Here is a 23,227-nt window from a genome sequence, read left to right on the forward strand (position 1 = left end):
CCAAACAGCTTGGAGAAGAACATGATCAGCCGATTCCGCCGGACCGCCACCGCTGTCGCCGCCCTCGCTCTGATCGGCTCCGCCGGCACCGGAATCGCCGGCGCCGTCACGCCGGTCGCGGCCGGACCCGCTCGAGCCGCAGTGCCGGGCGGGGTTCGAACCTGGTTCGATCCGCTGTGCGAGTGGAACAGCGGCTTCGACTGGCATTACTACGAGTACTGCGACTACAACTACTGGCGCGGCAGCCACCGCGGCGACTGGGAGTCGTTCGACCGCCGCAATCATGGTTACGACTACCGCTGGCATCACTGATATTCGCGCCCCGCATACGCGATCCGGAACCGCGGCCCGCTATGGTCTCACTCGCCGATGCAGGCGGGATGTTGTCTGAAGCCATAGTCCTCAACCCGCCCCCAAAGCCGGTCGACCTGCACTATGCCCGGCCCTCGGGGCGGCACGGCGCCTCGAGAAAGCCAAGGCTGGGTCGTTCGCCGTCCGGCGCGCGACAGCGGACGCGTCACCCTGTTGACACTCACCGACGCCGGGTACGAGAAAGTCGCCTTCAGCGCGCCCGCCCAAGCCGAAACTGTCGGTCCTCGACGCGCTCACGAAACAACGACTGAACCAACTGAGCCGGGCCTCGGAAACCATTCTCGGTCAACTCATTCCCGCCGGTGATGCGAATAGGAGCGGATCGGCCCGGACATCGCGGCAACGGTGCGGTCTCACCGGCGCCCGGTCCGCTGCCGAGCGCAATTCGTGCCACGGCCATCGCAAAAATGATGACGCCCAGATAGATTCCGATGGCCAGTCGATCGTCGCGGTGCGAATAGACGTCGAGCACGGTTGCCACCGGAATCGCGACTATCGCGATGAGTCACAACATGTTCACACGGATCAGCAAGGCCGTGTACCCCGTCGCGCGCTCGAACAGGCGATGATGATCCCGCCAGAAGGCACTGATGACGACGAAGCTGATCCCGGCGGCGGTCAGCGCATAGCCGTTGTCCACCAGGAACTTCGAAGTGCTCGAGTCCGCGACACCGCGTGCGCTGTCGGCCAACGGCAACGCGATCAGCGTTATCGCGATGGCCACCACGGCATCACTGAAGAAGGCCAGCCGCTCCATCCCGTGCTCACGGTGATTCGCTCACTCCGCCGACTGCAGGGCCGGATCCGAGCGGGTGGCCACCATTCGTGCGCCGGAAAGTCACCCGATTCCGATCCATAACGCCAGCAGCAGAATGGATTCCAGCGCATCACGGAAGCAGCCGGATTGGCGTTTGTCAACGCGACCAGAAGCAAACCCGGCCGCGGTTCGTCGGCGAGCTGTATGGCAGCGGTGGTGGGCAGTTCGCATGCATGCTCTCTCCGCGTTGAGCTTTCGTGGAACGTGTGTGGCACATGCTCGGTTCGCGGCGCCGAAGAAGCGCCGACTCGATGAGAATTCGACCCGCCAATTCTGATCAGGAGTCGACGACGACATTGCGATCGGAATCACCCGCCCTCGCCCGGGCGCAGATCCGCGGCCAGCAGCGCAGCACCGGCTCCAACTGAGTAATGCGACAACAAATAGATAACGATTGGCAACTCCAACTGGATGCTGGCCCGGTGTATTCGGATGCCGGCGCTTGCCGCGCAACACCTCGCACAGCCACGGATTTGCCAGGTGCACATGGAATTCGGCGAGTTCTGCCTGTCCCGGCGATGCCCGCCGCTTAAGCTATCTGCGCGGTGCGATGAATACTCGAGATCGAGAAGCGCTGAGTCCAGGAGGTCCGAAATGTCGGAAGCCGGTCGTTGGTCCCGATCACGTTCAATTCTAATTGCGAGCATGTTGCCAGTTGCTGTCATCCTCGGAACCGGTGTAGTCAACGCATCCCCGGGTGGCGCGGCGCCGGTACTTGCCGGATCGCCGACGACGGTGGACTGGCTATCGCCGAGCCAATACGAGCAGGGGCCAGGTCCTTTCGTGCTGCCGACCGAACTCGCTCTACTCGACCAATCGCCGGTCGGGATCGCATCGCCGGTCGACACGCGCCGCGACGATCGAGCCGTCGGCCCGGCGAATCCGCTCGCCGCCGACAGTTGGCCCGGAGTCGAGAAGGTGGACGCGCCGGACCTGCTGCCGCCGACCGTGGATCCGCAGCCGATCCAGGATTTCTGCGCGGGCATCCCGGGAGATCCCCGTAGATGCGCCGTCACCGTCACCGACGCGGGCGTCGGTGCGGCAATCGGTGCAGGCATCGCCGTGGCAGCGGTCTCGCCCGTCGTGATCGCCTCCGGAATAGTCGGCGCCGTCGCCGGGTTCGTCTCGGGCATCCCGTTCCTGCCGGCTGGTTTGGTTGTCCTCCCGGTCGTCGGCGCGGCCATCGGCGTCGGCTTCGTTGCCGGACCTGCCGCCCTGGTCGGTGGGGCGCTCGGGGCATCGGTCGGGGCGATAGTGGGTCTCGCCACGCCCCTCCCGGACAACCCAACCGATGGATCCCACGCGCCCATCACCTCGCCGTGACAAACGCGGTCATCGATCCAGTCGCGCGCTGAGAATCCGGGCGATCTGAGCAATGGCGCCCGGATCGGTCATGGCGAGATGGGTCGCGTCGATGTCGAAAGTCGAAATTTGCCCACGAACCACAGGCGCCCATCCCTGGTGACCCGCAGCATCGGATCGCCTTTCACGTGTCGCGGTGAAATAGAGCATGTCGCTGTCCAATACTGCGGGCCGCCACACACTGGCTGCCCGGATCGCCAGGTTGTAGGCGTCGGTCAGTCGCTCGATCCTTGCGGCGTCAATGTCGACGCAGCCCCCCAGGTGTCGTTCGATCAGATCGGCGGCTTCCTCGGCGGTCGCCTCGGGGCTCACGAAATCGGCGCCCATGACCGGGCCGAGATTGCTGATCAGTTCCCCGGCCGTGACGGTGCGGAGCGTCGACTCGTCGATACCGCCCACCTCGGCATCCAACAGTGCCAGTAGTGCAACCTGTTCACCGGCGGTGCGCATCTCGACGGCAATCGCATGGGCGATCACACCACCCAGCGACCAGCCGAGGAGGTGATACGGGCCGTGTGGCTGAACCGCGTGATCTCCTCGAAGTAGCGTTTCGCCATTTCTTCGATCGACGTCGGACCGGGGTCCTCGCCCCCGATTTGCGGCGCCTGCATGCCGTAGATCGGTCGACCGGCGGCGAGGTACCTGCCGAGTGTGCGGTAACACCACGACAGGCCCAGAGCCGGGTGGATGCAGAACAGCGGTGGTTGCTCGCCGCCGGTCCGGATGGGCAGCACTACGTCGAAGCCGATGTCGGTCCGGTCGCCGGCGGTCCGGGAGCGCATTCCGGATTCGATCCGCTTCGCCAGGTCGGCTGGGCAGGGACCCGACAGCATCCAGCTGATCGGAACCTCGTAGTCGAGTCCTCTGCGCAACTCGCTCACCACCTGCACCGACTTCAGCGAGTTGCCACCCAATACGTAGAAGTCGTCATCGGCGCCCACCCGATCCACGCCGAGTACCGCTCCGAAGGCCCGTGCGACCTCCTCTTCCAGCCACGACGAAGGCCCCCGGAACTCCCCGATCGCGTGCACCGGCTCCGGTAGCCGCGTGCGGTCCAACTTGCCCGACGTGGTGAGGGGCACCGTGTCGAGCGCCATCACCGTGGTGGGCACCATGTAGTCGGGCAGTTCGCTTGCCGCGTGCGCCAGGACCGCCGCGGTGTCGACCGTGGCGGGCGCCACGTAGCCGACGAGGTGGTCCACCGCACCGGTGGTGTGCGCCACGGCGATCGAGCGGGCGACGCTCGGGTGCTCGGCGAGTACTGCCTCGATCTCACCGAGTTAGATACGCAATCCGCGCAGCTTCACCTGGGAATCGGTGCGGCCCAGGTATTCCAATTCGCCGGTGTGGCGCCAGCGCACCAGGTCGCCGGTGCGGTACAGGCGCGGCGGCTCAGCGGCACCGATGACGCGTGATCGGCACCCCGGTCGCCGGCCGGGGCGAGCCCGGCCTGGACGAGCTGGTCGGGATGGTGTCCCGCGACGGCGATGCGGCGGGCTCGGTATCCGCAGCCGAGGTCGGGGCCGAGCTGACGGCGGATCGCTTCGGAGCCGCCGTCACCGCACGGGTCGGGCACGAACCGTTCCGCGGTCAGGCGGCGCGAACGCCTCGGCCTGCGCCGCGACCAGATCGGCCAGACCTCGATGGCTGAGGTGTCCGGCGCCACGGCTGATCAGCAACCTTGCCAGCACCGGCGGTGAGTCGCTCACGCAACTGCCCTGAGGCCATGCCGAACATCCCTACTCGAAAAGCGACCGTTCACTATCGATTCGGCGCCGACGCCGCAACCGATTGGTCTCTCGACCAAGATCTTCGAAACGGATGCACTCCAGTCATGGATGCCCATGTGGTCAGGGTCCCTTGTAACCCATCCTGACCTGTGTAGAGAGGTTTTCCTGGTCGCGGCTCAGCTGGTGGGTGACTTGGCGACACGCCGGCAGCTGACCTCGCTGACAGCATGGGACCGGCGACGAGGGAGGCGCTCGGCGAACATCTTGCAAGCAGCCAACCTGCTGCGCGAACAGGATCGGCGGGACGGGGAACGGGCGCTGCTCACCGGCCGCTGCTGCCCGGCAATGCCATGACCACCGACCTCCTCCCGCATCCGGTCGGCGACGTTCCGTGCCGGAAACATCTTGTGCCGGTTCGGGATTCGCGGTTCTGATGTGGTCGGGTCGACCGCGGGGGCGGTGGTTCAGGGGTGTTCGGTGGCCCAGGCGCAGATGGCGGCCAAGGGTGTTTCGAGGGATTTGCCGAGTTCGGTGAGCGAGTACTCGATGTGCTGTGGGGCCGTCTCCTTGTAGACGTGGCGTTCGACCAGGCCGTCGGATTCCATGCCGCGCAGGGTTTCGGTGAGGACCTTCTGGGTGATGCCGGGCAGGCGGCGGCGCAGCGCGGCGGGGCGTTGCGGGCCGTCGAGCAGCGCGTAGATGAGCAGGATGCGCCATTTCGCGGCGAGGCGTTCGAGGGCCTGCCGGGTCGTGCAGGATTCCTCGAGCACGTCCGGGATGACCGCTGCCATGTCGCCTCCATTCGGAAGGGCACCGCGAAGTGCCTTCTACCGGCGGCCGGGGTCCGCGCCTACCGTCTGTTTCACCGTAATGCGAAGAATTCGAGGACGAGGCACGAGATGACAGTCAGCACAGTTCCGTTCACGGTCACCCGGGACGGGGATCGGCTGGTGGGCACGCTGTATCTGCCGGAGGGGATGCCGACGGGGGTCGTGGTCACGACCGGGCCGTTGACCTCCGTCAAGGAGCAGGCGGCGGGCGTGTACGCGGAGGCGCTGGCGCGGCGCGGGTTCGCGGCGCTGGCCTTCGATCATCGCACGTTCGGTGAGAGCGAGGGTGTGCCACGGCAATTGGAGGATCCGCTGGGCAAGGCCGCCGATATCGCGGCGGCGGTGTCGGCGTTGCAGGACGATGAGCGATTCGCGGGCAAAACCGTGGTGGCACTGGGTGTGTGCGCCGGCGGCGGGTACATGGCGCGGGCCGTCGCCGATGATCCGCGTATCCGGGCATTCACCGGTGTCGCCGGGGTCTACCCGGATGCGGCCGCCAATCCGGCGGATCCGGCGGTGGTCGAGCGGGGCCGCCGGGCCCGGGAACGCCGGCTGGCCACCGGTGAGGTCGAGACCATCCCGGCCGTGGCGGCCGACAACGGGGATGTCGCCATGCCGCTGCGGGAGGCGTTCGAGTACTACGGCACCCCGCGCGGTGCGGTCTCCAACTATACGAATGGATTCGCGGTCGAATCCTTCGAGCACACAGCCGGTTTCGACGCCCAGGAGGCCGCCGAGCGACTGACGGTTCCCTTCCTGCTCGTGCACTCCGAGAACGCGTTGGTCCCGCCCTGGGCCCGCAAGTTCTATGCTGCGGTGGCATCCCCGAAATCGGAGCTGTGGCTGAGCTCGGTCGGCCAGATCGACTTCTACGATGATCCCCGCCTGATCGAGCCCGCTGCCGACGCGGCCGCCGCGTTGTTCCGCGACGTCTGCCGAGTCCCATGAGCTGAGCCGGATGTCGTCGGAGGTTCGCACGGTCCCCGACGCGTCCGATGTGCACGGCGTGCTGGCCGTCCCCGGGAAGCATCACGTGTATGCCACCGTGACGGGCCGCGATGAGGTCGTGGCACCGGACGAGGGCAGCGGGGCGGTGCTGTTCACCGCCCCGCGCACATCGTGGTCGTCGATCCCGCCGATCATCACAGCTACTTCCCGATCGCGACCGGGACGTCGGCCAGGGCGCCCGCGCTCTGGGAGTTCGAGCCGTCGGCACCGCCCGGCATGAGCTCCCTCAGCGCCGAATCCCACTGCGAATGCTGCTGCGGGAAGCAGCGGTTCAACAGGTCGGCCATGATGGCGGGCGCGGTCGAGGCACCGGGCGACGCGCCCAGCAGTCCGGCGATGGTGCCATCCGCGCCGGTGACCAGCTCGGTGCCCATGGTCAGCACGCCGAGGCGGTCGGGGTCGGGTTTGACCAGCTGGGCGCGCTGACCGGCCTGCACCGGATACCAGTCGGCGGGGTCGGCCTCGGGGTAGAACCGTTGCAGCTGTGCGAATTTGCGGCGGCGGGTCGAGAGTAGTTCGCGAATCAGATAGCGCACCAGCGGCAGGTTCTGGAGGCCCGCGGCCACCAGCGCCACGATATTCGTGACCCGCAGGGTGGTGAACAGATCGGTGAGCCTGCCGTGCTTGAGCAGCCTCGTACTGAACGTGGCGTAGGGGCCGAACAGCAGCGACGATTCGCCGCCGACGATACGTTTGTCCAAGTGCGGCACGGACATCGGGGGAGCGCCGACCAGGGCCTGGCTGTAAACCTTCGCCTCGTGCCGGGCGACGACCTCCGGGTTGTCGGTGCGCAGAAATTGCGCGCCGACCGGGAACACCCCGTAACCACGGACCTCGGGAATACGGGCCCTCTGGAGCAGCGCGAGCGCGTAGCCGCCCGCCCCGACGAACACGAAACGCGCGCGGATGGTGAAGCGCTGCTTGCTGTTCCGATCGCGTCCGGTCACCGTCCAGATGCCGTCCTTGCCGCGCTGCAGCCCGGTGACCTCGTGGCCGGTGCGCAGCTGACCACCCGCACCGGTCATGGCCGCCACCAGGGATGCGGTGAGCGCTCCGAAATCGACATCGGTGCCGCCCTCGTGCCGGGTGGCCGCCACCGGCTCACCTGGTTCACGTCCATCCATGAGCAGGGGAGCCCACCGCGCGATCACGTCCGGATCCTCGCTGTACTCCATCGCCGCGAACGCGGGCAGTGCCCGGAGCGTCTCGAAACGCCGGCGCAGGTAGGTCACATCCCGCTCGCCGAACACCACATCCATATGCGGCGTCGCGGAGACGAAGGTCGTATCCGGCAGCATGCCCCGATCGGCGAGACCCGCCCAGAGCTGCCGTGACAGCGCGAACATGGACGCGATTTCGGCCGCTTTGCTCGGATCGCCCGCATCCGGCATGTAGTTGAGTTCGCAGAGCCCCGAGTGTCCCGTGCCCGCGTTGTTCCACGGATCCGAGCTCTCCGCCGCGACCCGGTCGAGCCGTTCCAGCAGGACCATCGACCAATCCGGTTGCAGCGCCGCGATCATCGCGCCGAGTGTGGCGGACATGATGCCGCCCCCGATCAGTACGACATCGAGAATCGCTGTGTCCGTGTGGGATTCGGTGGTATCGGTGTGCGAGTCCATCTGACTGACCTCCTCGGCTGCTGGTATCGATAATCGTCACGCCGCACCCATTCATCCGTCCAATGTTCATTTCGAGCGATTATGATCCGAATATGGATGGATTGCCGTCTGCCCAGGTCGAGGCCCTGATTCCGCTGCTCGCGGCGTTCGACGCGGCTGCGGCCGAGGGGCACATCACGCGCGCGGCGCAGCGGCTCGGAGTGCCGCAGTCGTCGCTGAGCCGCCGGTTGAAGGCGGTCGAGCAGGCCGTCGGGGTGAAGTTGTTCCAGCCGGTCGGTCGCCGAGTCGCGCTCACCGCCGCGGGCCAGGAGCTGTTCGACCGCACGCGTGGACTGGTCCAGGCCCTCGGCGACGCGGTCGACGTGGTCCGCAGCGACGCCGATCCGGAGAGCGGCCTGGTCCGCTTCGGCTTCCCCTTCACCCTGGGCCCCGTCAGCATCCCGTCACTGCTGGCCGACTTCCACGCCGGTGCACCCCGTATTCGTCTGCACCTGGTGCAGGCGCACGGCACCGCGCTGGTCGAGATGGTCCGCGAAGGCCGCCTCGATCTGGCCGTCACCATCCCCGCGCCCGATGACCTGCCCGCGATCATCCTCGGGTTCCAGCGCGTGCACCTCTATGTCGCGAACACCCATCCGCTCGCGACCCGCGGGCTGGTCGATCTCGCCGAACTCGCCGACGAGCCGTTCATCGCCAATCCGCCGACCTACCACCTGCGCCGGCTCGTCGACTCCTGGTGCGCTGACGCCGGATTCACTCCGAATGTCGGCTTCGAGATCACCGAATTCGAAACCCTGCGCGCCCTGGTGGCCCAGAATCTCGGCATCGCGGTGCTGCCGGCCCCGGAGACCCCGCACCCCGGCCTCACGCGTGTCCCCCTGACCGGGGAGCGAGAGCGGAGCATCGGCCTGGTCTCGGGCAATCACCGCCCGACGCCCGCGGTGGCGCGCCTGCGCGATCATGTTGCGGCGCATGCCATGTCGTATCTGGAGCACGCGCGTGAGGCCGTGATCAGGAGCCGTTGGGAATCGGATTTCCCGGGTTGACGTCGAGCACCTTGCCGGGGTTAAGCAGCCCCAGCGGGTCGAGCGCCCGCTTCACCGCCGCCATCAGATCCACCGCGGCCCCGTGCTCTTCCCGCAGATACTTCTTCTTGGCCAGCCCGATCCCGTGCTCACCGGTGGCGGTGCCGCCGACCTCGAGCGCATGCCGCACCACCAGATCCGAGAACTGCTGCGCCGCCTCGTATTCGTCTTCGGTGTAGGGAACGATGGTGTGGACGTTCCCGTCCCCGATATGCCCCGCGACGGTGATGTTCAGCCCGAGTTCGGCGCCCAGCCGGGTGGCGCTGTCCACGGCCCCCGCGATCCGTGAATAGGGCACGGCGGTATCGGTGATCATGAACCGGCAGCCGGGATTGCTCGCCTTGACCGCGAAGTACAGATTGTGCCGATCCTCCCAGAGCGCGTGCCGATCCCCGTGCGTGCGTGCGGTCGCTACCTCGATCGCATCGTGCGCGGCGGCGATCCGCCCGATCTCCTGCTCATTGGCGGCGACCGCCGCGGACGACCCGGATTCGATATCGATGAACAGGGCGGGTGCCTCGGAGTACGCGGTACCGCGGAACGTGTTGATGGCGGCCATGCTCGGCGCGTCCACCAGTTCCAGCCGGCTCACCGGCAGCGCCGCGCCCAGCATCTCGACTGCGGTGTCCACGGCATCGGCCACCGTCGGGAACGAAATGCGCAGCGAGTGAATCCATTCCGGAATCGGATGCAGCTTGACGGTCAGCTCGGTGATGATCCCGAGCGTGCCCGCCGACCCGATGAGCAGGTCCTTCAGGTCGTATCCGCTCGAGGATTTACGCACCGCGCGCCCGAGCCGGGTGACGGTGCCGTCGGCGAACACCGCCTGCAGCGCGAGCACATTGGCCCGCATGCCGCCGTAGCGGACGGTGGTGGTGCCGCTGGCGTTGGTGGCCGCCATCCCGCCCAGTGACGCGTCCGCACCGGGATCCACCGTGAACTGCAGCCCGAATTCGGCGGCCGCCGCATTGAGCCGGGTCCGGCTGACGCCGGGCTGCACGGTGGCGGTGAAGTCGCCGGGGGAGATGTCGAGAATCTTGTCGGCCCGCGTGAAGTCCAGGACCAGCTCGTCACCCCGGGCCAGGAGATGCCCTTCCAGGCTGGTCCCGGCCCCGCGCGCGATCAACGGCGTGCGCTGCTCGCGGGCCCACTCGACCACGGTCACCACATCCTCGGCGGTGACCGGATAGACCACGCCGCGCGGACGCTGCCCCGCCCGGCCGGTCTCGTCGACCGTGAATTGGTCGAGGACCACCGGACGAGTGTCTATCTCGAGCATGTGGTCCTCCGCGGCGGCGAGTGGCTACTCCTGGTATGTCATGAGAATACGGCGGATCGACGGGGTGACCGGCAGTTCACCACCGAGCGGGACCCACCGGTATTCGGCGTAGTTGGTGACCCGCACCGGCCCCGCGCTCTCCACCGCGGCCGCGAAATGCTCTCTGCGGACCGGCTTTCCGGCACTGGAGAGGTAGTCGAAGCTGCCGAGGTGGCGCACGATGTCGACCACCGTGAGCCCGGTCTCCTCCCGCACCGCCCGTACCACCGCGCCGACCAGCGACTCGCCCGGGCGGACCACCGTCCCGGGCAGGTGTAGCGGACTGCGTCCTTCGACGTGCTCCTCGTGCTCGAGCATCAGTACCGCGTCATTGTGTTCGACAACCACACCCACCCGTAGCGCGACCCCGTCGGCGGCTGCCCGCTCCCGGAGTTCTTCCAGCACTGTCTCGCCGATGGATTGCCTGGGCGAAACCTCGAAATCCCACACTGCACACCACATCCCGTATCACCGGACACCGTCGACCGATACCGACAACGCTACCGCCGGAGAAGCGGTCGGCGGCAGAGACATTCGCAAGATTAGACGCATCTCCGCCCGGCGGATCGGAGCTCCGGAAACTTTCTGGTACCGATCGAATCGATCCGCCGGTCCGATGGAAAGCTGAGGGTGTGCCCGCCTACGAGAGGAGTCACCGATGAGGGTATTCCAGATCGGAGCGGCCGGTGGCATCGGACGCCGCCTGTCGACGCTGCTGACCGCGCGCGGTGACGAGGTCACCGGCATGCACCGCAGCCCGGACCAGGCGGCGGCGATCGCCGCGACCGGCGCGACCCCGGTGGCCGGCGACCTGATCGCCGATTCGGTGGACGAACTCGCCGCCAAATTCCACGGCCACGACGCCATCGTCTTCTCCGCGGGCGCGCACGGCACCGGGATGGACCAGACCTCGCTGATCGATGGCAGGGGACTGGAAAAGTCGGCCGATGCTGCCCGATTTGCCGGTGTCGCCCGTTTCGTTCTGGTGTCCGTGTTCCCCGACGCGGGTCGCGATCGTGAAACAACGCCCGGCTTCGAGCACTACATGCGCGTGAAGAAGATGGCCGACGCCTACCTCGTCGCCACCGACCTCGACTGGCTCATAGTGCGTCCTGGCACGCTGCGTAACGAACCCGGAAAAGGCCTGGTCACAGCCGGACTGGCAATCGAATACGGGGACGTCCACCGCGACGATGTCGCCGCCTTCATCGACGTCGCCCTGCATCGCCCGGCCCTCAACCGCGTCATCATCGAACTGACCGACGGTCACACCCCCGTCGCCGACGCCGTCGAACTGGTCCTCGACCACGCCACCACGGCGAGGAAATAGCCGAAAGCCACATTTCACGACCGAAATTCGCGCCGTGATCCCATCCGGGTGCGGCAATTGCGCGAGAGACCTGGAATAGTTGGGGCGGAACGCACAGGACCAAGGCGAAAGCGGGGATGTTGGTGACTTCGACTGACGGTGTGAGCGGGGTAAGCACGGTGAAGGATGCACCGCCCTCGCCTCCGAACACCCTCGAGCGCGATGTCCAGACCCTGGAAAAGGCGATCTACGAAGTCAAACGGGTGATCGTCGGTCAGGATCGGCTGGTCGAGCGGCTGTTGGTCGGTGTACTCGCCAAAGGTCACGTCCTGCTGGAGGGCGTGCCGGGTATCGCCAAGACCCTGGCCGTCGAGACCTTCGCGAAGGTGGTGGGCGGCAGCTTCTCGCGCGTGCAGTTCACCCCGGATCTGGTGCCCACCGACCTCGTGGGTACCCGCATCTACCGGCAGGGCCGCGAGGAGTTCGACACCGAGCTGGGCCCGGTGGTCGCGAACTTCGTGCTCGCCGACGAGATCAACCGCGCGCCCGCCAAGGTGCAGTCCGCGCTGCTCGAGGTGATGGCCGAGCGGCACGTGTCCATCGGCGGCAAGACCTACCCGATGCCGAATCCGTTCCTGGTCATGGCGACCCAGAACCCGATCGAGTCGGAGGGCGTGTACCCGCTGCCCGAGGCGCAGCGCGACCGCTTCCTGTTCAAGGTCGTCGTGGACTACCCCTCCGTCGAGGAGGAGCGCGAGATCATCTATCGGATGGGTGTCACCCCGCCGGAGGCCAAGCGGGTGCTCGATCCGGAGGAACTGGTCCGGCTGCAGAGCGTGGCCGCCAATACGTTCGTCCACCACGCGCTGGTCGACTACGTGGTCCGCGTGATCGCCGCGACCCGCAAGCCCGCCGACTTCGGCATGCAGGACGTGGCCGGCTGGATCTCGTACGGCGCCTCGCCGCGCGCCTCACTCGGCATCATCGCCGCCGCCCGCGCGGTCGCGCTGATCCGCGGCCGCGACTACGTGGTCCCGCAGGATGTCGTCGAGGTGATCCCGGATGTGCTGCGCCACCGCCTGGTGCTGTCCTACGACGCCCTCGCCGACGAGGTCAGCCCCGACGATGTGATCAAGCGCGTGCTGCAGACCGTCGGCCTGCCGCAGGTCGTCGCCCAGGCCAATGCCCCGGCCGGCGCCCCCGCGCCCGCCGAAGCGCGGGGAGGCGAAGCGCCGATTCCCGCCCCGGCGCAGCCGCCGGTGATGGGCCCGCACGGCGCCCCGCAGCAGCCCGGCGTGCCCGCCCAGGGCATTCCGCAGCCGCTGCAGCAGGGTATTCCGCAGCCCCCCAACGGTCAGGTGTCCGGAGTTCCCGGTCAGCCGCAGCCGAAGTGAGGCCGGTCTCGGAATCGATTGCGCCCGTGACGATCTCACCTCCCAGCGGCTCCACGCACGCCCCGCCCTCGTTCCGGCAGGGGCAGCTGACCGACCCACGGTTGTCGGCGGCGTTGAAGACGCTCGAACTCACCGTGCGCCGGCGCCTGGACGGCGTGCTGCACGGTGACCACCTGGGCCTGATTCCCGGCCCCGGCTCCGAACCCGGCGATGCCCGCATGTATCAGCCGGGCGACGATGTGCGGCAGATGGATTGGTCGGTCACCGCCCGCACCACCCATCCGCACGTGCGGCAGATGATCGCCGACCGCGAACTCGAGACCTGGCTGGTCATCGATCTGTCGGCCAGTGTCGACTTCGGTACCGCGCTGTGCGAGAAGCGGGATCTGGTGGTCGCCGCGGCGGCCGCGGTCACGCATCTGACCAGTGGCGGCGGCAACCGGATCGGTGCGGTGGTGGCCAATGGTCAGCAGCTGATCCGCATTCCGGCCCGCAGCGGTCGCGTGCACGAGCAGGCGATGCTGCGCAAGATCGCGACCACCCCGCACGCCCCCGACGGGGTACGCGGTGATCTGCGTGAGGCCATCGAGGCCCTGCGCCGTCCGCAGCGCAAACGCGGTCTGGCCGTGGTCGTCTCCGATTTCCTCGGGGACATCGACTGGCAGCGTTCGCTGCGCGCCATCTCCGGCCGTCACGACCTGCTCGGCGTCGAGGTGCTCGACCCGCGCGATCTGGAACTCCCGGATGTCGGCGATGTGGTCCTGCACGACCCGGAGTCGGGCCGGACCAGGGAATTCAGTGTGACCCCCACGCTCCGTGCCGATTTCGCGCGCGCCGCGCAGCGTCATCGCGACCAGGTCGAGCAGGCGCTGCGCAGCTGCGGTGCGCCGGTGATGACCCTGCGCACCGATCGCGACTGGATCGCGGACGTGGTCAGATTCGTGTCGAGCCGGCGCCATACCTTCGGCGCCCCGACTGCCGGGCGGGTGCCGCGACAGTGAGCATTGGCAATGTCACTTTGAGCCTTTCGCATTTCACGGCGCAGTACTGGCTGGGATTCCTGGCTGTGCTGGCCGCGATCGCGTTGATCTACATCCTGATCCAGCAGCGTCGGCGAAAGCACATGCTGCGCTTCGCCAATATGGATCTGCTGGAGAAGGTCGCACCCTCGCAGCCCAAGCCGTGGCGGCACATTCCGGTGGCGCTCACCCTGGTGGGCCTGATCTTCCTGACCTTCGCCGCCGCCGGTCCGACCGCGGCCAAGAAGGTGCCGCGCAACCGGGCCACGGTGATCCTGGTGATCGACGTGTCGCTGTCCATGGAGGCGACCGACGTGCCGCCCAGCCGAATTCAGGTGGCCAAGAAGGCCGCCAAGGAGTTCGCGGACAACCTGACGCCTGGTATCAACCTGGGCCTGGTCACCTTCGCCGGTACCGCGTCGGTGCAGGTGTCGCCGACGACGAACCGGGAAGCGGTCAAGGCGGCCATCGACAATATGAAGCTGGCCGAGCGCACCGCCACCGGAGAGGGCATTCTCACCGCCCTGCAGTCGATCGACACGCTGGCGTCGGTGCTGGGCGGCGCGGAGAAGCCGCCGCCGGCCCAGATCGTGATGATGTCCGACGGTAAGCAGACCGTTCCGGACGACAAGGACGTCGAGAACCCTCGCCACGGCTTCACCGCCGCACGGCTGGCGAAGGAGAAAGGCGTTCCGGTGTCGACGATTTCGTTCGGCACCACCTGGGGCACCGTCGAGATTCCGGATCAGGACGGCAAGGGTTCGCAGCGGGTGCGGGTACCGGTGGACGACGATGCGCTGCGCGAGATCGCGAAGTTGTCCGGCGGCGAGTTCTTCACCGCCTCCACGCTGGAAGAACTCAAGAACGTCTACGGCCATTTGGAAGAGCAGATCGGCTACGAGACCACCATGGGCGACGCCAGCCGCCCGTGGCTGCTACTCGGCCTGCTGGTGACCGCCGGTGGCGTGCTCACCGCCCTGCTCTATCGTCAGCGTCTGCCGTAAACCGGTACCGCGCGCCGAGTCCCGAACACGAACAGATAGGTTTGCCCTTATGTCGAACATCACATCCCGGTCGGTACTGGTGACCGGCGGTAACCGCGGCATCGGTCTCGCGGTCGCCCAGCGCCTGCTCGCCGACGGACACAAGGTCGCCGTGACTCATCGTGGGTCCGGCGTGCCCGAGGGGCTTTTCGGCGTGAAATGCGATGTGACCGATGCCGAATCGGTCGATCGGGCGTTCTCCGAGGTGGAGGCGCACCAGGGTCCGGTGGAGGTGGTCGTGGCCAACGCGGGCATCGTGGACAACGTCCTGTTCATGCGCATGAGCGAGGAGTCGTTCTCGAAGGTCATCGACGCCAACCTGACCGGCGCGTGGCGAGTCGCCCAGCGCGCCAACCGCAATATGCTCAAGAACCGCTTCGGCCGCGTCATCTTCCTCGGCTCGGTGGTCGGCCAGATCGGTGCGCCGGCGCAGGTCAGCTACGCGGCGGCCAAGTCCGGTCTGGTCGGTATGGCTCGCGCCATCACCCGTGAGGTCGGCAAGCGCAACATCACCGCGAATGTGGTCGCGCCCGGCCTGATCGACACCGACATGACTCGCGACGAGATGACCCCGGAGATGCGCAAGACCGCGCTCGATTTCATCCCCGCGGGCCGGATCGGTCAGGCCGAGGACGTGGCGGGTGTGATCAGCTTCCTCGCCTCTGACGACGCCTCCTACATCTCCGGCGCGATCATCCCCGTCGACGGCGGTATGGGTATGGGCCACTGAGCTTTTCGTTGTAAGAGACACAGCGCTCAGTTCCATCCCTATCACTCAGCCCCCCAGCATCTTTCAAACGAGGAGAACCGACCAACCCATGGGTGGATTGCTCGAAGGCAAGACCGTACTCATCACCGGCATCATCACCGACTCGTCCATCGCCTTCCACGCGGCCGCGGTCGCGCAGGAGCAGGGCGCGAAGGTGATCATCACCGGTATCCCGGAGCGGCTGCGGCTCATCGACCGCATTGCCAAGCGCCTGCCGCAGGAGGTGCCCCCGGCCATCGGTCTCGACGTCACCAGCGAAGAGAATCTGGCGAACCTGCCGGAGAAACTGCGTGAACTCGCGCCCGAGGGCATCGACGGTGTGCTGCACTCGATCGCCTTCGCCCCCAAGACCCTGATGGGTCCGGACGCGGTGGCGTTCCTCGACGGCCCGGGCCCGGATGCCGCCAAGGCGTTCGAGATCTCGGCCTGGTCCTACGCCTCGCTCGCGCGCGCCGTGCTCCCCGCCATGAACGAGGGCGGCTCCATCGTGGGCATGGACTTCGATCCGCGCACCGCCATGCCGTACTACAACTGGATGGGTGTCGCCAAGGCGGCGCTGGAGTCGGTCAACCGCTACGTGGCGCGGGAAGTCGGCAATGCCAAGAAGATCCGCTCCAACCTGATCGCGGCCGGTCCGATCAAGACCCTCGCGGCCAAGGCCATCGCGGGCACCGCCACCGATGACGCCAAGCAGCTGAACATGCTCAACGAGTACTGGGACGGCGCGTCCCCGATCGGCTGGGACGTCGACGACCCGACCGTGGTGGCCAAGTCCGTCGTGGCCGTGCTGTCGGACTGGCTGCCCGGCACCACCGGTTCGATCATCTACGTCGACGGCGGCGCCAGCCACAACACCTGGTTCCCGGCCGCCGGTTTCGGCGGCAACTGATCCGGACAAGGCTCGAGGGTAAGGGAGGAGAGCAGTGGCTGCGGAGCCCACGGCTCGTGAAGTGGACGCCCTGCTACTGCTGTCCTTCGGCGGTCCCGAGCGCCCCGAGGACGTGATGCCGTTCCTGGAGAACGTCACTCGCGGCCGGGGCGTGCCGCCGGAGCGCCTCGCCGAAGTCGCGCAGCACTACCTGCACTTCGGCGGGGTATCGCCGATCAATGCCCTGAACCTGGACATCATCAAGGCCGTCGAGGCCGAATTCGCCACGCGCGGTATCGATCTGCCGGTGTACTTCGGCAACCGCAACTGGCATCCGATGGTCGAGGAGACCGTCGAGCGCATGCGCGCGGACGGGATCCGGTCCGCCCTGGTGTTCCCGACCTCTGCGTGGGGCGGGTACTCCGGCTGCCTGCAGTACCACGAGGACATCGTCCGCGCCCGGGCCGCAGTCGCCGACGCGCCCGAATTGGTGAAGCTGCGGCAGTATTTCGACCATCCGCTGTTCATCGGTGCCTTCGCGGACTCGATCCGCGCGGCTGTCGCGGAATTGCCGGCGGACAAACGCGAGTCCGCCCGCCTGGTCTTCACCGCCCACTCGGTGCCGGTCTCGGCCGATGTCGCCTCCGGCCCGCCCGCCGAGCAGCACCTCTATAGCCGCCAGGTCGCCGAGGCGGCCCGATTGTGCGCCGCCGCAACCGGATTCGACGGCTACGACCTGGTGTGGCAGTCGCGTTCCGGCCCGCCGCAGATCCCGTGGTTGGACCCCGACATCGTCGACCACCTCGACACCCTCGCCGAGCGCGGCGTGGACGCGGTCGTGGTGTGCCCGGTCGGCTTCGTCTCCGATCACCTCGAGGTCATCTGGGACCTGGACAACGAGGCGAAAGAGCGTGCCGCCGAACTGGGTATGGCCTTCGCCCGCGCCGCCACACCCGGCCCCGACCCGCGCTACGCGCAGATGGTCGCCGACCTGGTGGACGAGTACCGCACTGCCGCCGCCCCCGCACGCCTGAGCGACATCACCGCCCTGGGCTGCACCGTCAACGGCGTGCCCTGCGTCGTGGGCTGCTGCGCCCTCCCACCGCGCCGACCCGCGGTGGCACCGGCGGCCGCCGAATTGTAGTCTCGCCCAGGTGACTACACCCGGACGCGGAACCCCGCAACGTCGTCAGCCCGCATCGAGCGGTGCCGCCGCCCGCAAGCAGCGCACCTTCGGCCCGCCGGACATGTTCGTCTGGGCGCCGGTCCTGACGCTGTTCCTCGCCGCCGGTATCGTCGGCACCATCGGCCAGTCCATCGGCTTCGCCGCCGCCTTCGTCGGTGTCGCCGTGATCATGCTGGTGGCCGACATGTGGTTCAACCGCTGACACAGCACATTCGGCATTACTCGAGGACGTCGGCCGCGTGGGCGATGACCAGGCTCACGGTGATGGCGGCGGCGGTCGCCGCCCACCCCGATTCCCCTGCTGTTCGCCGCGCCTACGCCGGCACCTGATCGTCGTGGGTCTCGTTCCCGGGTGTGCTCACGCTGGTGAGTATGCCCGGTGGCCAAAGGTGACAGAAGTATGACGCGGGGTTGAGGGTGGACTTTCCGGCGGGCAGGGTGGGTTGTAGCTGAGGCCGATCAAGGAGGTCATGTGGCACGGGAGTACAACCGGAATCCGGCGGCTGTGGCCGCGCTGTCGCCTGAGCAGTATCACGTCACCCAGGAGAACGGGACCGAGCGGGCGTTCACGGGCGAGTACTGGGACAACCACGAGCCTGGTATCTATGTGGATGTGGTGTCCGGTGAGCCGTTGTTCGCGTCGACGGACAAGTTCGAGAGCGGATCGGGGTGGCCGAGTTTCACCAAGCCGATCGACAACGCCACTGTGGTCGAGAAGCGGGATCTGAGCCACTTCATGATCCGGACCGAGGTGCGCTCGTCGCACGGCGACAGTCATCTGGGCCATCTGTTCACCGATGGGCCGCGTGATGCGGGCGGGCTGCGCTACTGCATCAACTCGGCGTCGCTGCGGTTCATCCACCTCGACCAGCTCGAGGCCGAGGGCTACGGGCAGTACAAGTCTCTGTTCACGAAGGAGGAAGCGTGACCGACACGCGGAAGGCTATTCTGGCCGGTGGATGCTTCTGGGGCATGCAGGATCTCATCAGGAAACAGCCGGGTGTGCTGTCGACCCGGGTGGGCTACACGGGTGGTCGCAACGACAACCCGAACTACCGCAATCACCCCGGGCACGCGGAGGCGGTGGAGGTCGTCTACGACCCGGCGCAGACGGATTACCGTGCGCTGCTGGAGTTCTTCTTCCAGATCCACGATCCGAGCACCGAGGATCGGCAGGGCAATGACATCGGGACGAGCTACCGCTCTGCCATCTTCTACCTGGACGACGAGCAGAAGCGGGTCGCGGAGGACACCATCGCCGACGTCGACGCCTCCGGCCTGTGGCCGGGCAAGGTGGTCACCGAGGTGACCCCCGCGAGCACGTTCTGGGAGGCCGAGCCGGAGCACCAGGATTACCTGGAGCGGTTCCCCAACGGCTACACCTGCCACTTCCCGAGGCCGGGCTGGAAGCTGTCGAAGCGGCAGGCCACGGCGTAGATCCGAGCGGGCCTCATCGGGGTGTGTCCCCGGTGAGGCCCCTTTTTGTTCCGCAAACTAGTTGCGCAGAAACTAGTTGCGTGGATACTATTGCTGTAGGCGGTCGCGAGGGTGATCGAAGGACTCGGGGAAGGCAATAGTCATGAACGGCATCAAGAAGGCACTGATCATCGGTGGCGGCATCGCGGGCCCGGTGACCGCGCTCGCGCTGCAGAAGGCCGGCATCGAGGCGACGGTGTACGAGGCGTACCCGGCGGCGGCCGACACCGGCGCGATGCTCACGGTAGCGCCGAATGGTCTTGCGGCACTGGGGATCATCGGCGCGGACAAGCTTGTCGAGGCCGCTGGGCACCCGCTGCACAGCATGGTGATGGAAACCGGCACGGGCCGCACGCTCATGCGGGTCGACGCGCTGCCCGGCCTGCCGCCGAGTTGCACCATGCTGCGCTCGGATCTGTTCCGGGTGCTGCACGACCACGCGGTCGCCAATGGCATCACCATCGAGCACGGCAAGCGGCTGGTCGACCTCGAGCAGACCGAGACGGGCGTGATCGCGCAGTTCGAGGACGGCACCACGGCCACCGGCGACATCCTGATCGGCGCGGACGGCATCCACTCCACCGTGCGCAGCCTGATCGACCCGCAGGCCCCCGGCCCGGAGTACACCGGCCTGATGAGCTTCGGCTTCGGTGAATTCACCCCGGACGGAAGGCTTTCCGACGGCGGCGAGGGCGATATCGAGGCCATGCACTTCGCCTTCGGTAAGCGCGCGTTCTACGGCTACTGGCGTCAGCCCAACGGCAAGCACGTCTTCTTCAGCAATTTCCCGCAGGAACAGCCCATGACCCTCGCCGAGGCGAATGCCGTGCCCGCCGGGGACTGGCTGGCGAAGCTGCGCGCCGCCCACGTCGGCGACACCCCCGGCGAGCAGCTGTTCGCCGAGACCAGCGTCGAGGACATGATCGTCACCGGTCCGATGGAGCGGATGCCCCACGTGCCCAACTGGTTCCGCGGTCGCGTGGTCCTGGTCGGCGACGCCGTGCACGCCCCGTCCTCCAGCTCGGGCCAGGGTGCGTCGCTGGCCATCGAGTCGGCCGTCGAGCTGGCCCGCTGCCTGCGTGACATCCCGGACCCCGCAGCGGCTTTCGCGGCCTACGAGCGCCTGCGTCGCCCCCGGGTCGAGGACATCTCCGACAATGCCGCCAAGACCAACAACGGCAAGACCTCCGGCCCGGTCGCCAAGGCCCTGTTCGGCCTCATGATGCCCCTCGCGACCCGCACCTTCCTCAAGCCGGAGAAGATGTTCGGCCCGGTCCACCGTTTCGTCATCGACTGGGACGCAACGGTTACCGCGTGAGCCGGGCACAGTGATCCCCGGGGGTGGCCCGGGGATTCACCTGTTCCGTGCGCCGGTCAGCGCCATAACGACCGGTATCCGGCCCAGAGCAGCAGCCCTGCGCCCACCACGACGAGTGCGCCGCCGAGGTAACTCCATTCGGAGTGGCCGGTCATCGGCGATCCGTGCAGGGAACCGGCGCCCTGCGCGATCCAGATCACTCCGACGATGCACAAAACGACGCCAATCACGGCTGAAACGATCCGCCCCATGACGACTCCTCGGTGGCCTGATCTCAGCATAGGAGTTCGAGGAGTTCATCGGGCCGTGCGACGGGAATAGACTGTAGGCCACTGAGTATCTCCCCGCGAGTCCATCCAGCGATGGCCCCGGATCCAGTGTCACGGTCACGAATCCGCCGGTGGAGCGCAGTGCGTGGTTGCCACGTCGGTCGAGGGTGCCCGATCCTGACGCTTTCATGGCCGTGCCGAAACAGAGGTATGGCCATGACAATTTCCGAGAAGGCACCCGCACGACACCGGCTGGCTCGGGCTCTCGTGATGGGCTCGCTCATCGTCTTGCCGATCGGCTTCGCCACGCCTGTCCTGGCGGGGCCGCTGACGCTGGTGGACAACGACAACGGTTGGCGCCAGGACTGCGATCACTCCGGCCAGTACAGCTGGCAGCAGGACCGCGGGCAATGGCAGATGAGCGACTGCGACCACGGCCGTGGCCACTGGGAGTGGCGCGACAACGACTGGCGCTGGCATCACGACCGTGACGAGGCCCCGGCGCCGACCCCCCTGGAACCCCTTCGGCAGCCTGTGACCGTTCCTGATGCCGTCCCGCGCACCCATGCGGCGCGCGAGATGGCTGAACGCTGTGTTCTCGCGGTGGTCAGCCGTTGGCCAGCGACCGGGCGATGACCAGGCGCTGGATCTGGTTGGTGCCCTCGAAGATCTGGGTGATCTTGGCCTCGCGCATGTAGCGCTCGACGGGGAAGTCCTGGGTGTAGCCGTAGCCGCCGAAGACCTGGACGGCGTCGGTGGTGACCTTCATGGCGGCATCGGTAGCCGTGAGCTTGGCGACGCTGGCCTGGCGGGAGTAGGGGAGGCCGGCGTCGCGGCGGCGGGCGGCGTCGAGGTACGTGGCGCGGGCGGAGTCCACGGCGGCGGCCATGTCGGCGAGGACGAAGCCGAGCCCCTGGTGGTCGATGATGGGGCGGCCGAAGGCTTCTCGCTCCTTGGCATAGGCGACGGCGTCGTCGAGGGCGCGCTGGGCGATGCCGGTGGCGACGGCGGCGATGCCGAGGCGGCCGGAGTCCAGCGCGCTGAAGGCGATCGGAAGGCCCTGTCCCGGTTCGCCGATGAGGCGCTCGGCCGGGAGGAAGACGTTGTCGTAGGCGGCGGTGGTGGTCGGGACCGCGCGCAGGCCCATCTTCTCCTCGGGCTTGCCGAACGACAGGCCCTCGGTGCCGGCGGGGACCAGGAAGCAGGAGATGCCGCGTGCGCCCTCACCGGTGCGGGCGAACAGGGTGTAGTAATCGGCCTTGCCACCGTTGGTGATCCACGCCTTGGTACCGGTGATCCGGTAGCCGCCCTCGGCCTCGACGGCCCGGCAGCGCAGGGCGGCAGCGTCGGATCCGGCGTGCGACTCGGACAGGCTGTAGGCGCCGATCAGATTGCCGGACAGCATCTCCGGCAGCCAGCGCTGCTTCTGCTCCTCGGTGCCGTAGGCGAACAACGGATGGCACGACAGGCTGTGCACGCTCACCGCCACCGCGACCGCCGCCCAGCGTGCGCCGAGCTCCTCCAGCACCTGCAGATACACCTCGTACGGCTGCCCGGCTCCGCCGAACTCCTCCGGATACGGCAGGCTCAGCAGCCCCGCCGCGCCGAGCGCGCGGAATGCCTCGGCAGGGTAGCGCTCGTGCTTCTCGTACTCGACGACCTGGGGTTCGAGCACCTTGTCCGCGATATCGCGGGTGAGCTCGATGAGGTCACGGGCTTCGGGCGTGGGCAGCAGGCGATCGACGGGCATGCTGGTCACATTACGACCGACACCCAATTGCGTGCAAGCGAGCACGCAATTTCGCAAGGCGGCTAGACTGACCAGGTGGTATCCGGTCTGCCCCCGAACAAGCATCAGGAGAAGAGCCTCCGCACCCGAGCGCTGCTGCTGGACGCGGCCATCGAGAGCCTGGCCGAGGTCGGGTACGCGAGCGCGTCCATCGCCGACATCACCGCCCGGGCCGGGGTGACGCGGGGTGCGCAGCTACATCACTTCCACACCCGGCAGGAACTGTTCGCCCAGACCATCGAGCATCTGACGCAGCGGCAGGGGGAGGCGCTGCAGCGGCGGGAGCGGACCCTGCCGCGGGCAGCGTCGGCGGGGGAAGTACTGGTCGAGCTGGTGACCGCGCCGTTCGCCGGGAAGCTGGGCAAGGCGGCAGTGGAGTTGTATGTCGGCATCGCCAATGACAAGGACCTGCGCCGGAACATGTTGCGGGTGCAGCACGACCTGACGATCGAACTGCTCGACGCCTGCGGACGTTTCATCGTCGCGCCGCGTGAGCGCCTGGAGGCCGCGTTCTGGCTCACCATCAACCTGGTGCGCGGCGCGACCCTCGATGAGATGGTGGGGCGGGATCGCCTGCGGCGCAAGCAGGTTCTCGCCGATTGGGCGCGGCTCGCCGAGGGCATGCTCGGGTGAAACACGAACGTTC

Annotated in this window: 26 protein-coding genes and 1 pseudogene; 17 read left to right on the forward strand and 10 right to left on the reverse strand. The window is 67.5% G+C overall.

From position 1 onward, the window contains the following. Nucleotides 1-21: 21 nt before the first annotated feature. Nucleotides 22-312: a hypothetical protein gene (locus tag ACIRRA_RS16325; RefSeq protein ID WP_402768076.1), complete on the forward strand. Its 291-nt coding sequence runs from the start codon at nt 22-24 to the stop codon at nt 310-312. 250 nt (nt 313-562) lie between these two features. Here the strand turns inward: ACIRRA_RS16325 and ACIRRA_RS16330 are convergent, their stop codons facing one another. Both ACIRRA_RS16330 and ACIRRA_RS16335 read right to left on the reverse strand, forming a co-directional pair. Continuing rightward, nucleotides 563-853, reverse strand: coding sequence for a hypothetical protein (locus tag ACIRRA_RS16330; RefSeq protein WP_402768079.1), 291 nt, complete (start codon nt 851-853; stop codon nt 563-565). A gap of 24 nt (nt 854-877) precedes the next feature. Next, nucleotides 878-1,129, reverse strand: coding sequence for a TMEM175 family protein (locus ACIRRA_RS16335; protein ID WP_402768082.1), 252 nt, complete (start codon nt 1,127-1,129; stop codon nt 878-880). A 705-nt stretch (nt 1,130-1,834) separates the two neighbouring features. Here ACIRRA_RS16335 and ACIRRA_RS16340 point away from each other — a divergent pair. Then, the gene (locus tag ACIRRA_RS16340) at nt 1,835-2,512 is read left to right on the forward strand and encodes a hypothetical protein (RefSeq protein WP_402768084.1); all 678 of its coding nucleotides are present in this window, start codon (nt 1,835-1,837) and stop codon (nt 2,510-2,512) included. Between the two features lie 9 nt (nt 2,513-2,521). On the opposite strand, the pseudogene ACIRRA_RS16345 reads toward ACIRRA_RS16340, so the two are convergent. The 3 genes and pseudogenes from ACIRRA_RS16345 to ACIRRA_RS16355 form a co-directional block, all read right to left on the reverse strand. Then, nucleotides 2,522-3,774, reverse strand: a pseudogene (locus tag ACIRRA_RS16345) (alpha/beta fold hydrolase). Between the two features lie 80 nt (nt 3,775-3,854). Next, the gene (locus ACIRRA_RS16350; protein WP_402768087.1) at nt 3,855-4,217 is read right to left on the reverse strand and encodes a hypothetical protein; all 363 of its coding nucleotides are present in this window, start codon (nt 4,215-4,217) and stop codon (nt 3,855-3,857) included. 528 nt (nt 4,218-4,745) lie between these two features. Further along, the gene (locus tag ACIRRA_RS16355) at nt 4,746-5,072 is read right to left on the reverse strand and encodes a helix-turn-helix domain-containing protein (protein ID WP_354849369.1); all 327 of its coding nucleotides are present in this window, start codon (nt 5,070-5,072) and stop codon (nt 4,746-4,748) included. Nucleotides 5,073-5,180: 108 nt separating this feature from the next. On the opposite strand from ACIRRA_RS16355, the gene ACIRRA_RS16360 reads away from it, so the two are divergent. Beyond that, nucleotides 5,181-6,059, forward strand: coding sequence for an alpha/beta hydrolase (locus ACIRRA_RS16360; RefSeq protein ID WP_402768092.1), 879 nt, complete (start codon nt 5,181-5,183; stop codon nt 6,057-6,059). Nucleotides 6,060-6,259: 200 nt separating this feature from the next. Here the strand turns inward: ACIRRA_RS16360 and mqo are convergent, their stop codons facing one another. After that, nucleotides 6,260-7,738, reverse strand: a complete 1,479-nt coding sequence (mqo, locus tag ACIRRA_RS16365; protein ID WP_402768094.1) for a malate dehydrogenase (quinone) — start codon at nt 7,736-7,738, stop codon at nt 6,260-6,262. 92 nt (nt 7,739-7,830) lie between these two features. On the opposite strand from mqo, the gene ACIRRA_RS16370 reads away from it, so the two are divergent. Then, entirely contained in the window at nt 7,831-8,784 is a 954-nt protein-coding gene (locus ACIRRA_RS16370) for a LysR family transcriptional regulator (protein WP_402768097.1), read from the forward strand. Here the strand turns inward: ACIRRA_RS16370 and ACIRRA_RS16375 are convergent. Then, nucleotides 8,750-10,102 (reverse strand): FAD-binding oxidoreductase, encoded by a 1,353-nt coding sequence (locus ACIRRA_RS16375; protein WP_402768100.1) that lies wholly within the window; start codon nt 10,100-10,102, stop codon nt 8,750-8,752. The genes ACIRRA_RS16370 and ACIRRA_RS16375 overlap by 35 nt on opposite strands. A gap of 24 nt (nt 10,103-10,126) precedes the next feature. Next, nucleotides 10,127-10,591, reverse strand: coding sequence for an NUDIX hydrolase (locus ACIRRA_RS16380; protein WP_402768103.1), 465 nt, complete (start codon nt 10,589-10,591; stop codon nt 10,127-10,129). Between the two features lie 208 nt (nt 10,592-10,799). Here ACIRRA_RS16380 and ACIRRA_RS16385 point away from each other — a divergent pair, with 208 nt between their 5' ends. The 11 genes from ACIRRA_RS16385 to ACIRRA_RS16435 all read left to right on the forward strand — a co-directional run bounded on the left by ACIRRA_RS16385 (nt 10,800) and on the right by ACIRRA_RS16435 (nt 20,523). Further along, the gene (locus tag ACIRRA_RS16385; RefSeq protein WP_402768105.1) at nt 10,800-11,471 is read left to right on the forward strand and encodes an NAD(P)H-binding protein; all 672 of its coding nucleotides are present in this window, start codon (nt 10,800-10,802) and stop codon (nt 11,469-11,471) included. Between the two features lie 116 nt (nt 11,472-11,587). Beyond that, complete coding sequence (locus ACIRRA_RS16390; protein WP_402768108.1) at nt 11,588-12,844, forward strand: AAA family ATPase; 1,257 nt, start codon at nt 11,588-11,590, stop codon at nt 12,842-12,844. A 26-nt stretch (nt 12,845-12,870) separates the two neighbouring features. Next, nucleotides 12,871-13,845 carry a DUF58 domain-containing protein gene (locus ACIRRA_RS16395; RefSeq protein WP_402768111.1) on the forward strand — a complete coding sequence of 325 codons (975 nt, stop codon included), beginning with the start codon at nt 12,871-12,873 and terminating at the stop codon, nt 13,843-13,845. 17 nt (nt 13,846-13,862) lie between these two features. Beyond that, nucleotides 13,863-14,867 carry a VWA domain-containing protein gene (locus ACIRRA_RS16400; RefSeq protein WP_402768174.1) on the forward strand — a complete coding sequence of 335 codons (1,005 nt, stop codon included), beginning with the start codon at nt 13,863-13,865 and terminating at the stop codon, nt 14,865-14,867. 49 nt (nt 14,868-14,916) lie between these two features. Further along, complete coding sequence (gene fabG1 / locus ACIRRA_RS16405) at nt 14,917-15,636, forward strand: 3-oxoacyl-ACP reductase FabG1 (protein ID WP_364611676.1); 720 nt, start codon at nt 14,917-14,919, stop codon at nt 15,634-15,636. A gap of 88 nt (nt 15,637-15,724) precedes the next feature. After that, the gene (inhA, locus tag ACIRRA_RS16410; RefSeq protein WP_402768114.1) at nt 15,725-16,564 is read left to right on the forward strand and encodes an NADH-dependent enoyl-ACP reductase InhA; all 840 of its coding nucleotides are present in this window, start codon (nt 15,725-15,727) and stop codon (nt 16,562-16,564) included. Nucleotides 16,565-16,679: 115 nt separating this feature from the next. Further along, on the forward strand, nt 16,680-17,687 hold the full coding sequence (locus tag ACIRRA_RS16415; RefSeq protein ID WP_402768177.1) for a ferrochelatase: 1,008 nt from the start codon (nt 16,680-16,682) through the stop codon (nt 17,685-17,687). A 10-nt stretch (nt 17,688-17,697) separates the two neighbouring features. Further along, complete coding sequence (locus ACIRRA_RS16420) at nt 17,698-17,931, forward strand: hypothetical protein (RefSeq protein ID WP_354849335.1); 234 nt, start codon at nt 17,698-17,700, stop codon at nt 17,929-17,931. A 270-nt stretch (nt 17,932-18,201) separates the two neighbouring features. Then, nucleotides 18,202-18,657: a peptide-methionine (R)-S-oxide reductase MsrB gene (gene msrB, locus ACIRRA_RS16425; RefSeq protein WP_402768117.1), complete on the forward strand. Its 456-nt coding sequence runs from the start codon at nt 18,202-18,204 to the stop codon at nt 18,655-18,657. Continuing rightward, nucleotides 18,654-19,166 (forward strand): peptide-methionine (S)-S-oxide reductase MsrA, encoded by a 513-nt coding sequence (gene msrA / locus ACIRRA_RS16430; protein ID WP_402768120.1) that lies wholly within the window; start codon nt 18,654-18,656, stop codon nt 19,164-19,166. Before msrB ends, msrA begins: the two co-directional genes overlap by 4 nt. Nucleotides 19,167-19,308: 142 nt before the next feature. Next, nucleotides 19,309-20,523, forward strand: coding sequence for an FAD-dependent monooxygenase (locus ACIRRA_RS16435; RefSeq protein ID WP_402768123.1), 1,215 nt, complete (start codon nt 19,309-19,311; stop codon nt 20,521-20,523). A 56-nt stretch (nt 20,524-20,579) separates the two neighbouring features. On the opposite strand, the gene ACIRRA_RS16440 is transcribed toward ACIRRA_RS16435, so the two are convergent. Continuing rightward, entirely contained in the window at nt 20,580-20,774 is a 195-nt protein-coding gene (locus ACIRRA_RS16440; protein WP_402768126.1) for a hypothetical protein, read from the reverse strand. 234 nt (nt 20,775-21,008) lie between these two features. On the opposite strand from ACIRRA_RS16440, the gene ACIRRA_RS16445 reads away from it, so the two are divergent. Then, nucleotides 21,009-21,428 carry a hypothetical protein gene (locus tag ACIRRA_RS16445; RefSeq protein ID WP_402768129.1) on the forward strand — a complete coding sequence of 140 codons (420 nt, stop codon included), beginning with the start codon at nt 21,009-21,011 and terminating at the stop codon, nt 21,426-21,428. On the opposite strand, the gene ACIRRA_RS16450 is transcribed toward ACIRRA_RS16445, so the two are convergent. After that, nucleotides 21,400-22,542: an acyl-CoA dehydrogenase family protein gene (locus ACIRRA_RS16450; RefSeq protein WP_402768132.1), complete on the reverse strand. Its 1,143-nt coding sequence runs from the start codon at nt 22,540-22,542 to the stop codon at nt 21,400-21,402. The two genes, ACIRRA_RS16445 and ACIRRA_RS16450, sit on opposite strands and share 29 nt — an antisense overlap. A 75-nt stretch (nt 22,543-22,617) precedes the next feature. On the opposite strand from ACIRRA_RS16450, the gene ACIRRA_RS16455 reads away from it, so the two are divergent. Continuing rightward, a complete protein-coding gene (locus ACIRRA_RS16455; RefSeq protein WP_402768135.1) occupies nt 22,618-23,214 on the forward strand; it encodes a TetR family transcriptional regulator in 597 nt (198 codons plus the stop codon). The last annotated feature ends 13 nt before the right edge of the window (nt 23,215-23,227 follow it).

Source organism: Nocardia sp. NPDC101769 (assembly GCF_044766925.1).
Lineage (GTDB): Bacteria > Actinomycetota > Actinomycetes > Mycobacteriales > Mycobacteriaceae > Nocardia.

Bases quoted from the DNA above. Each gene is read 5' to 3' on its own strand.
- ACIRRA_RS16325 (WP_402768076.1), top strand. From the start codon at position 22: ATGATCAGCCGATTCCGCCGGACCGCCACCGCTGTCGCCGCCCTCGCT.
- ACIRRA_RS16335 (WP_402768082.1), bottom strand. From the start codon at position 1,129: ATGGAGCGGCTGGCCTTCTTCAGTGATGCCGTGGTGGCCATCGCGATA.
- ACIRRA_RS16340 (WP_402768084.1), top strand. From the start codon at position 1,835: ATGTTGCCAGTTGCTGTCATCCTCGGAACCGGTGTAGTCAACGCATCC.
- ACIRRA_RS16355 (WP_354849369.1), bottom strand. From the start codon at position 5,072: ATGGCAGCGGTCATCCCGGACGTGCTCGAGGAATCCTGCACGACCCGG.
- ACIRRA_RS16360 (WP_402768092.1), top strand. From the start codon at position 5,181: ATGACAGTCAGCACAGTTCCGTTCACGGTCACCCGGGACGGGGATCGG.
- mqo (WP_402768094.1), bottom strand. From the start codon at position 7,738: ATGGACTCGCACACCGATACCACCGAATCCCACACGGACACAGCGATT.
- ACIRRA_RS16370 (WP_402768097.1), top strand. From the start codon at position 7,831: ATGGATGGATTGCCGTCTGCCCAGGTCGAGGCCCTGATTCCGCTGCTC.
- ACIRRA_RS16375 (WP_402768100.1), bottom strand. From the start codon at position 10,102: ATGCTCGAGATAGACACTCGTCCGGTGGTCCTCGACCAATTCACGGTC.
- ACIRRA_RS16385 (WP_402768105.1), top strand. From the start codon at position 10,800: ATGAGGGTATTCCAGATCGGAGCGGCCGGTGGCATCGGACGCCGCCTG.
- ACIRRA_RS16390 (WP_402768108.1), top strand. From the start codon at position 11,588: ATGTTGGTGACTTCGACTGACGGTGTGAGCGGGGTAAGCACGGTGAAG.
- fabG1 (WP_364611676.1), top strand. From the start codon at position 14,917: ATGTCGAACATCACATCCCGGTCGGTACTGGTGACCGGCGGTAACCGC.
- inhA (WP_402768114.1), top strand. From the start codon at position 15,725: ATGGGTGGATTGCTCGAAGGCAAGACCGTACTCATCACCGGCATCATC.
- ACIRRA_RS16415 (WP_402768177.1), top strand. From the start codon at position 16,680: ATGCCGTTCCTGGAGAACGTCACTCGCGGCCGGGGCGTGCCGCCGGAG.
- ACIRRA_RS16435 (WP_402768123.1), top strand. From the start codon at position 19,309: ATGAACGGCATCAAGAAGGCACTGATCATCGGTGGCGGCATCGCGGGC.
- ACIRRA_RS16440 (WP_402768126.1), bottom strand. From the start codon at position 20,774: ATGGGGCGGATCGTTTCAGCCGTGATTGGCGTCGTTTTGTGCATCGTC.
- ACIRRA_RS16445 (WP_402768129.1), top strand. From the start codon at position 21,009: ATGACAATTTCCGAGAAGGCACCCGCACGACACCGGCTGGCTCGGGCT.
- ACIRRA_RS16450 (WP_402768132.1), bottom strand. From the start codon at position 22,542: ATGCCCGTCGATCGCCTGCTGCCCACGCCCGAAGCCCGTGACCTCATC.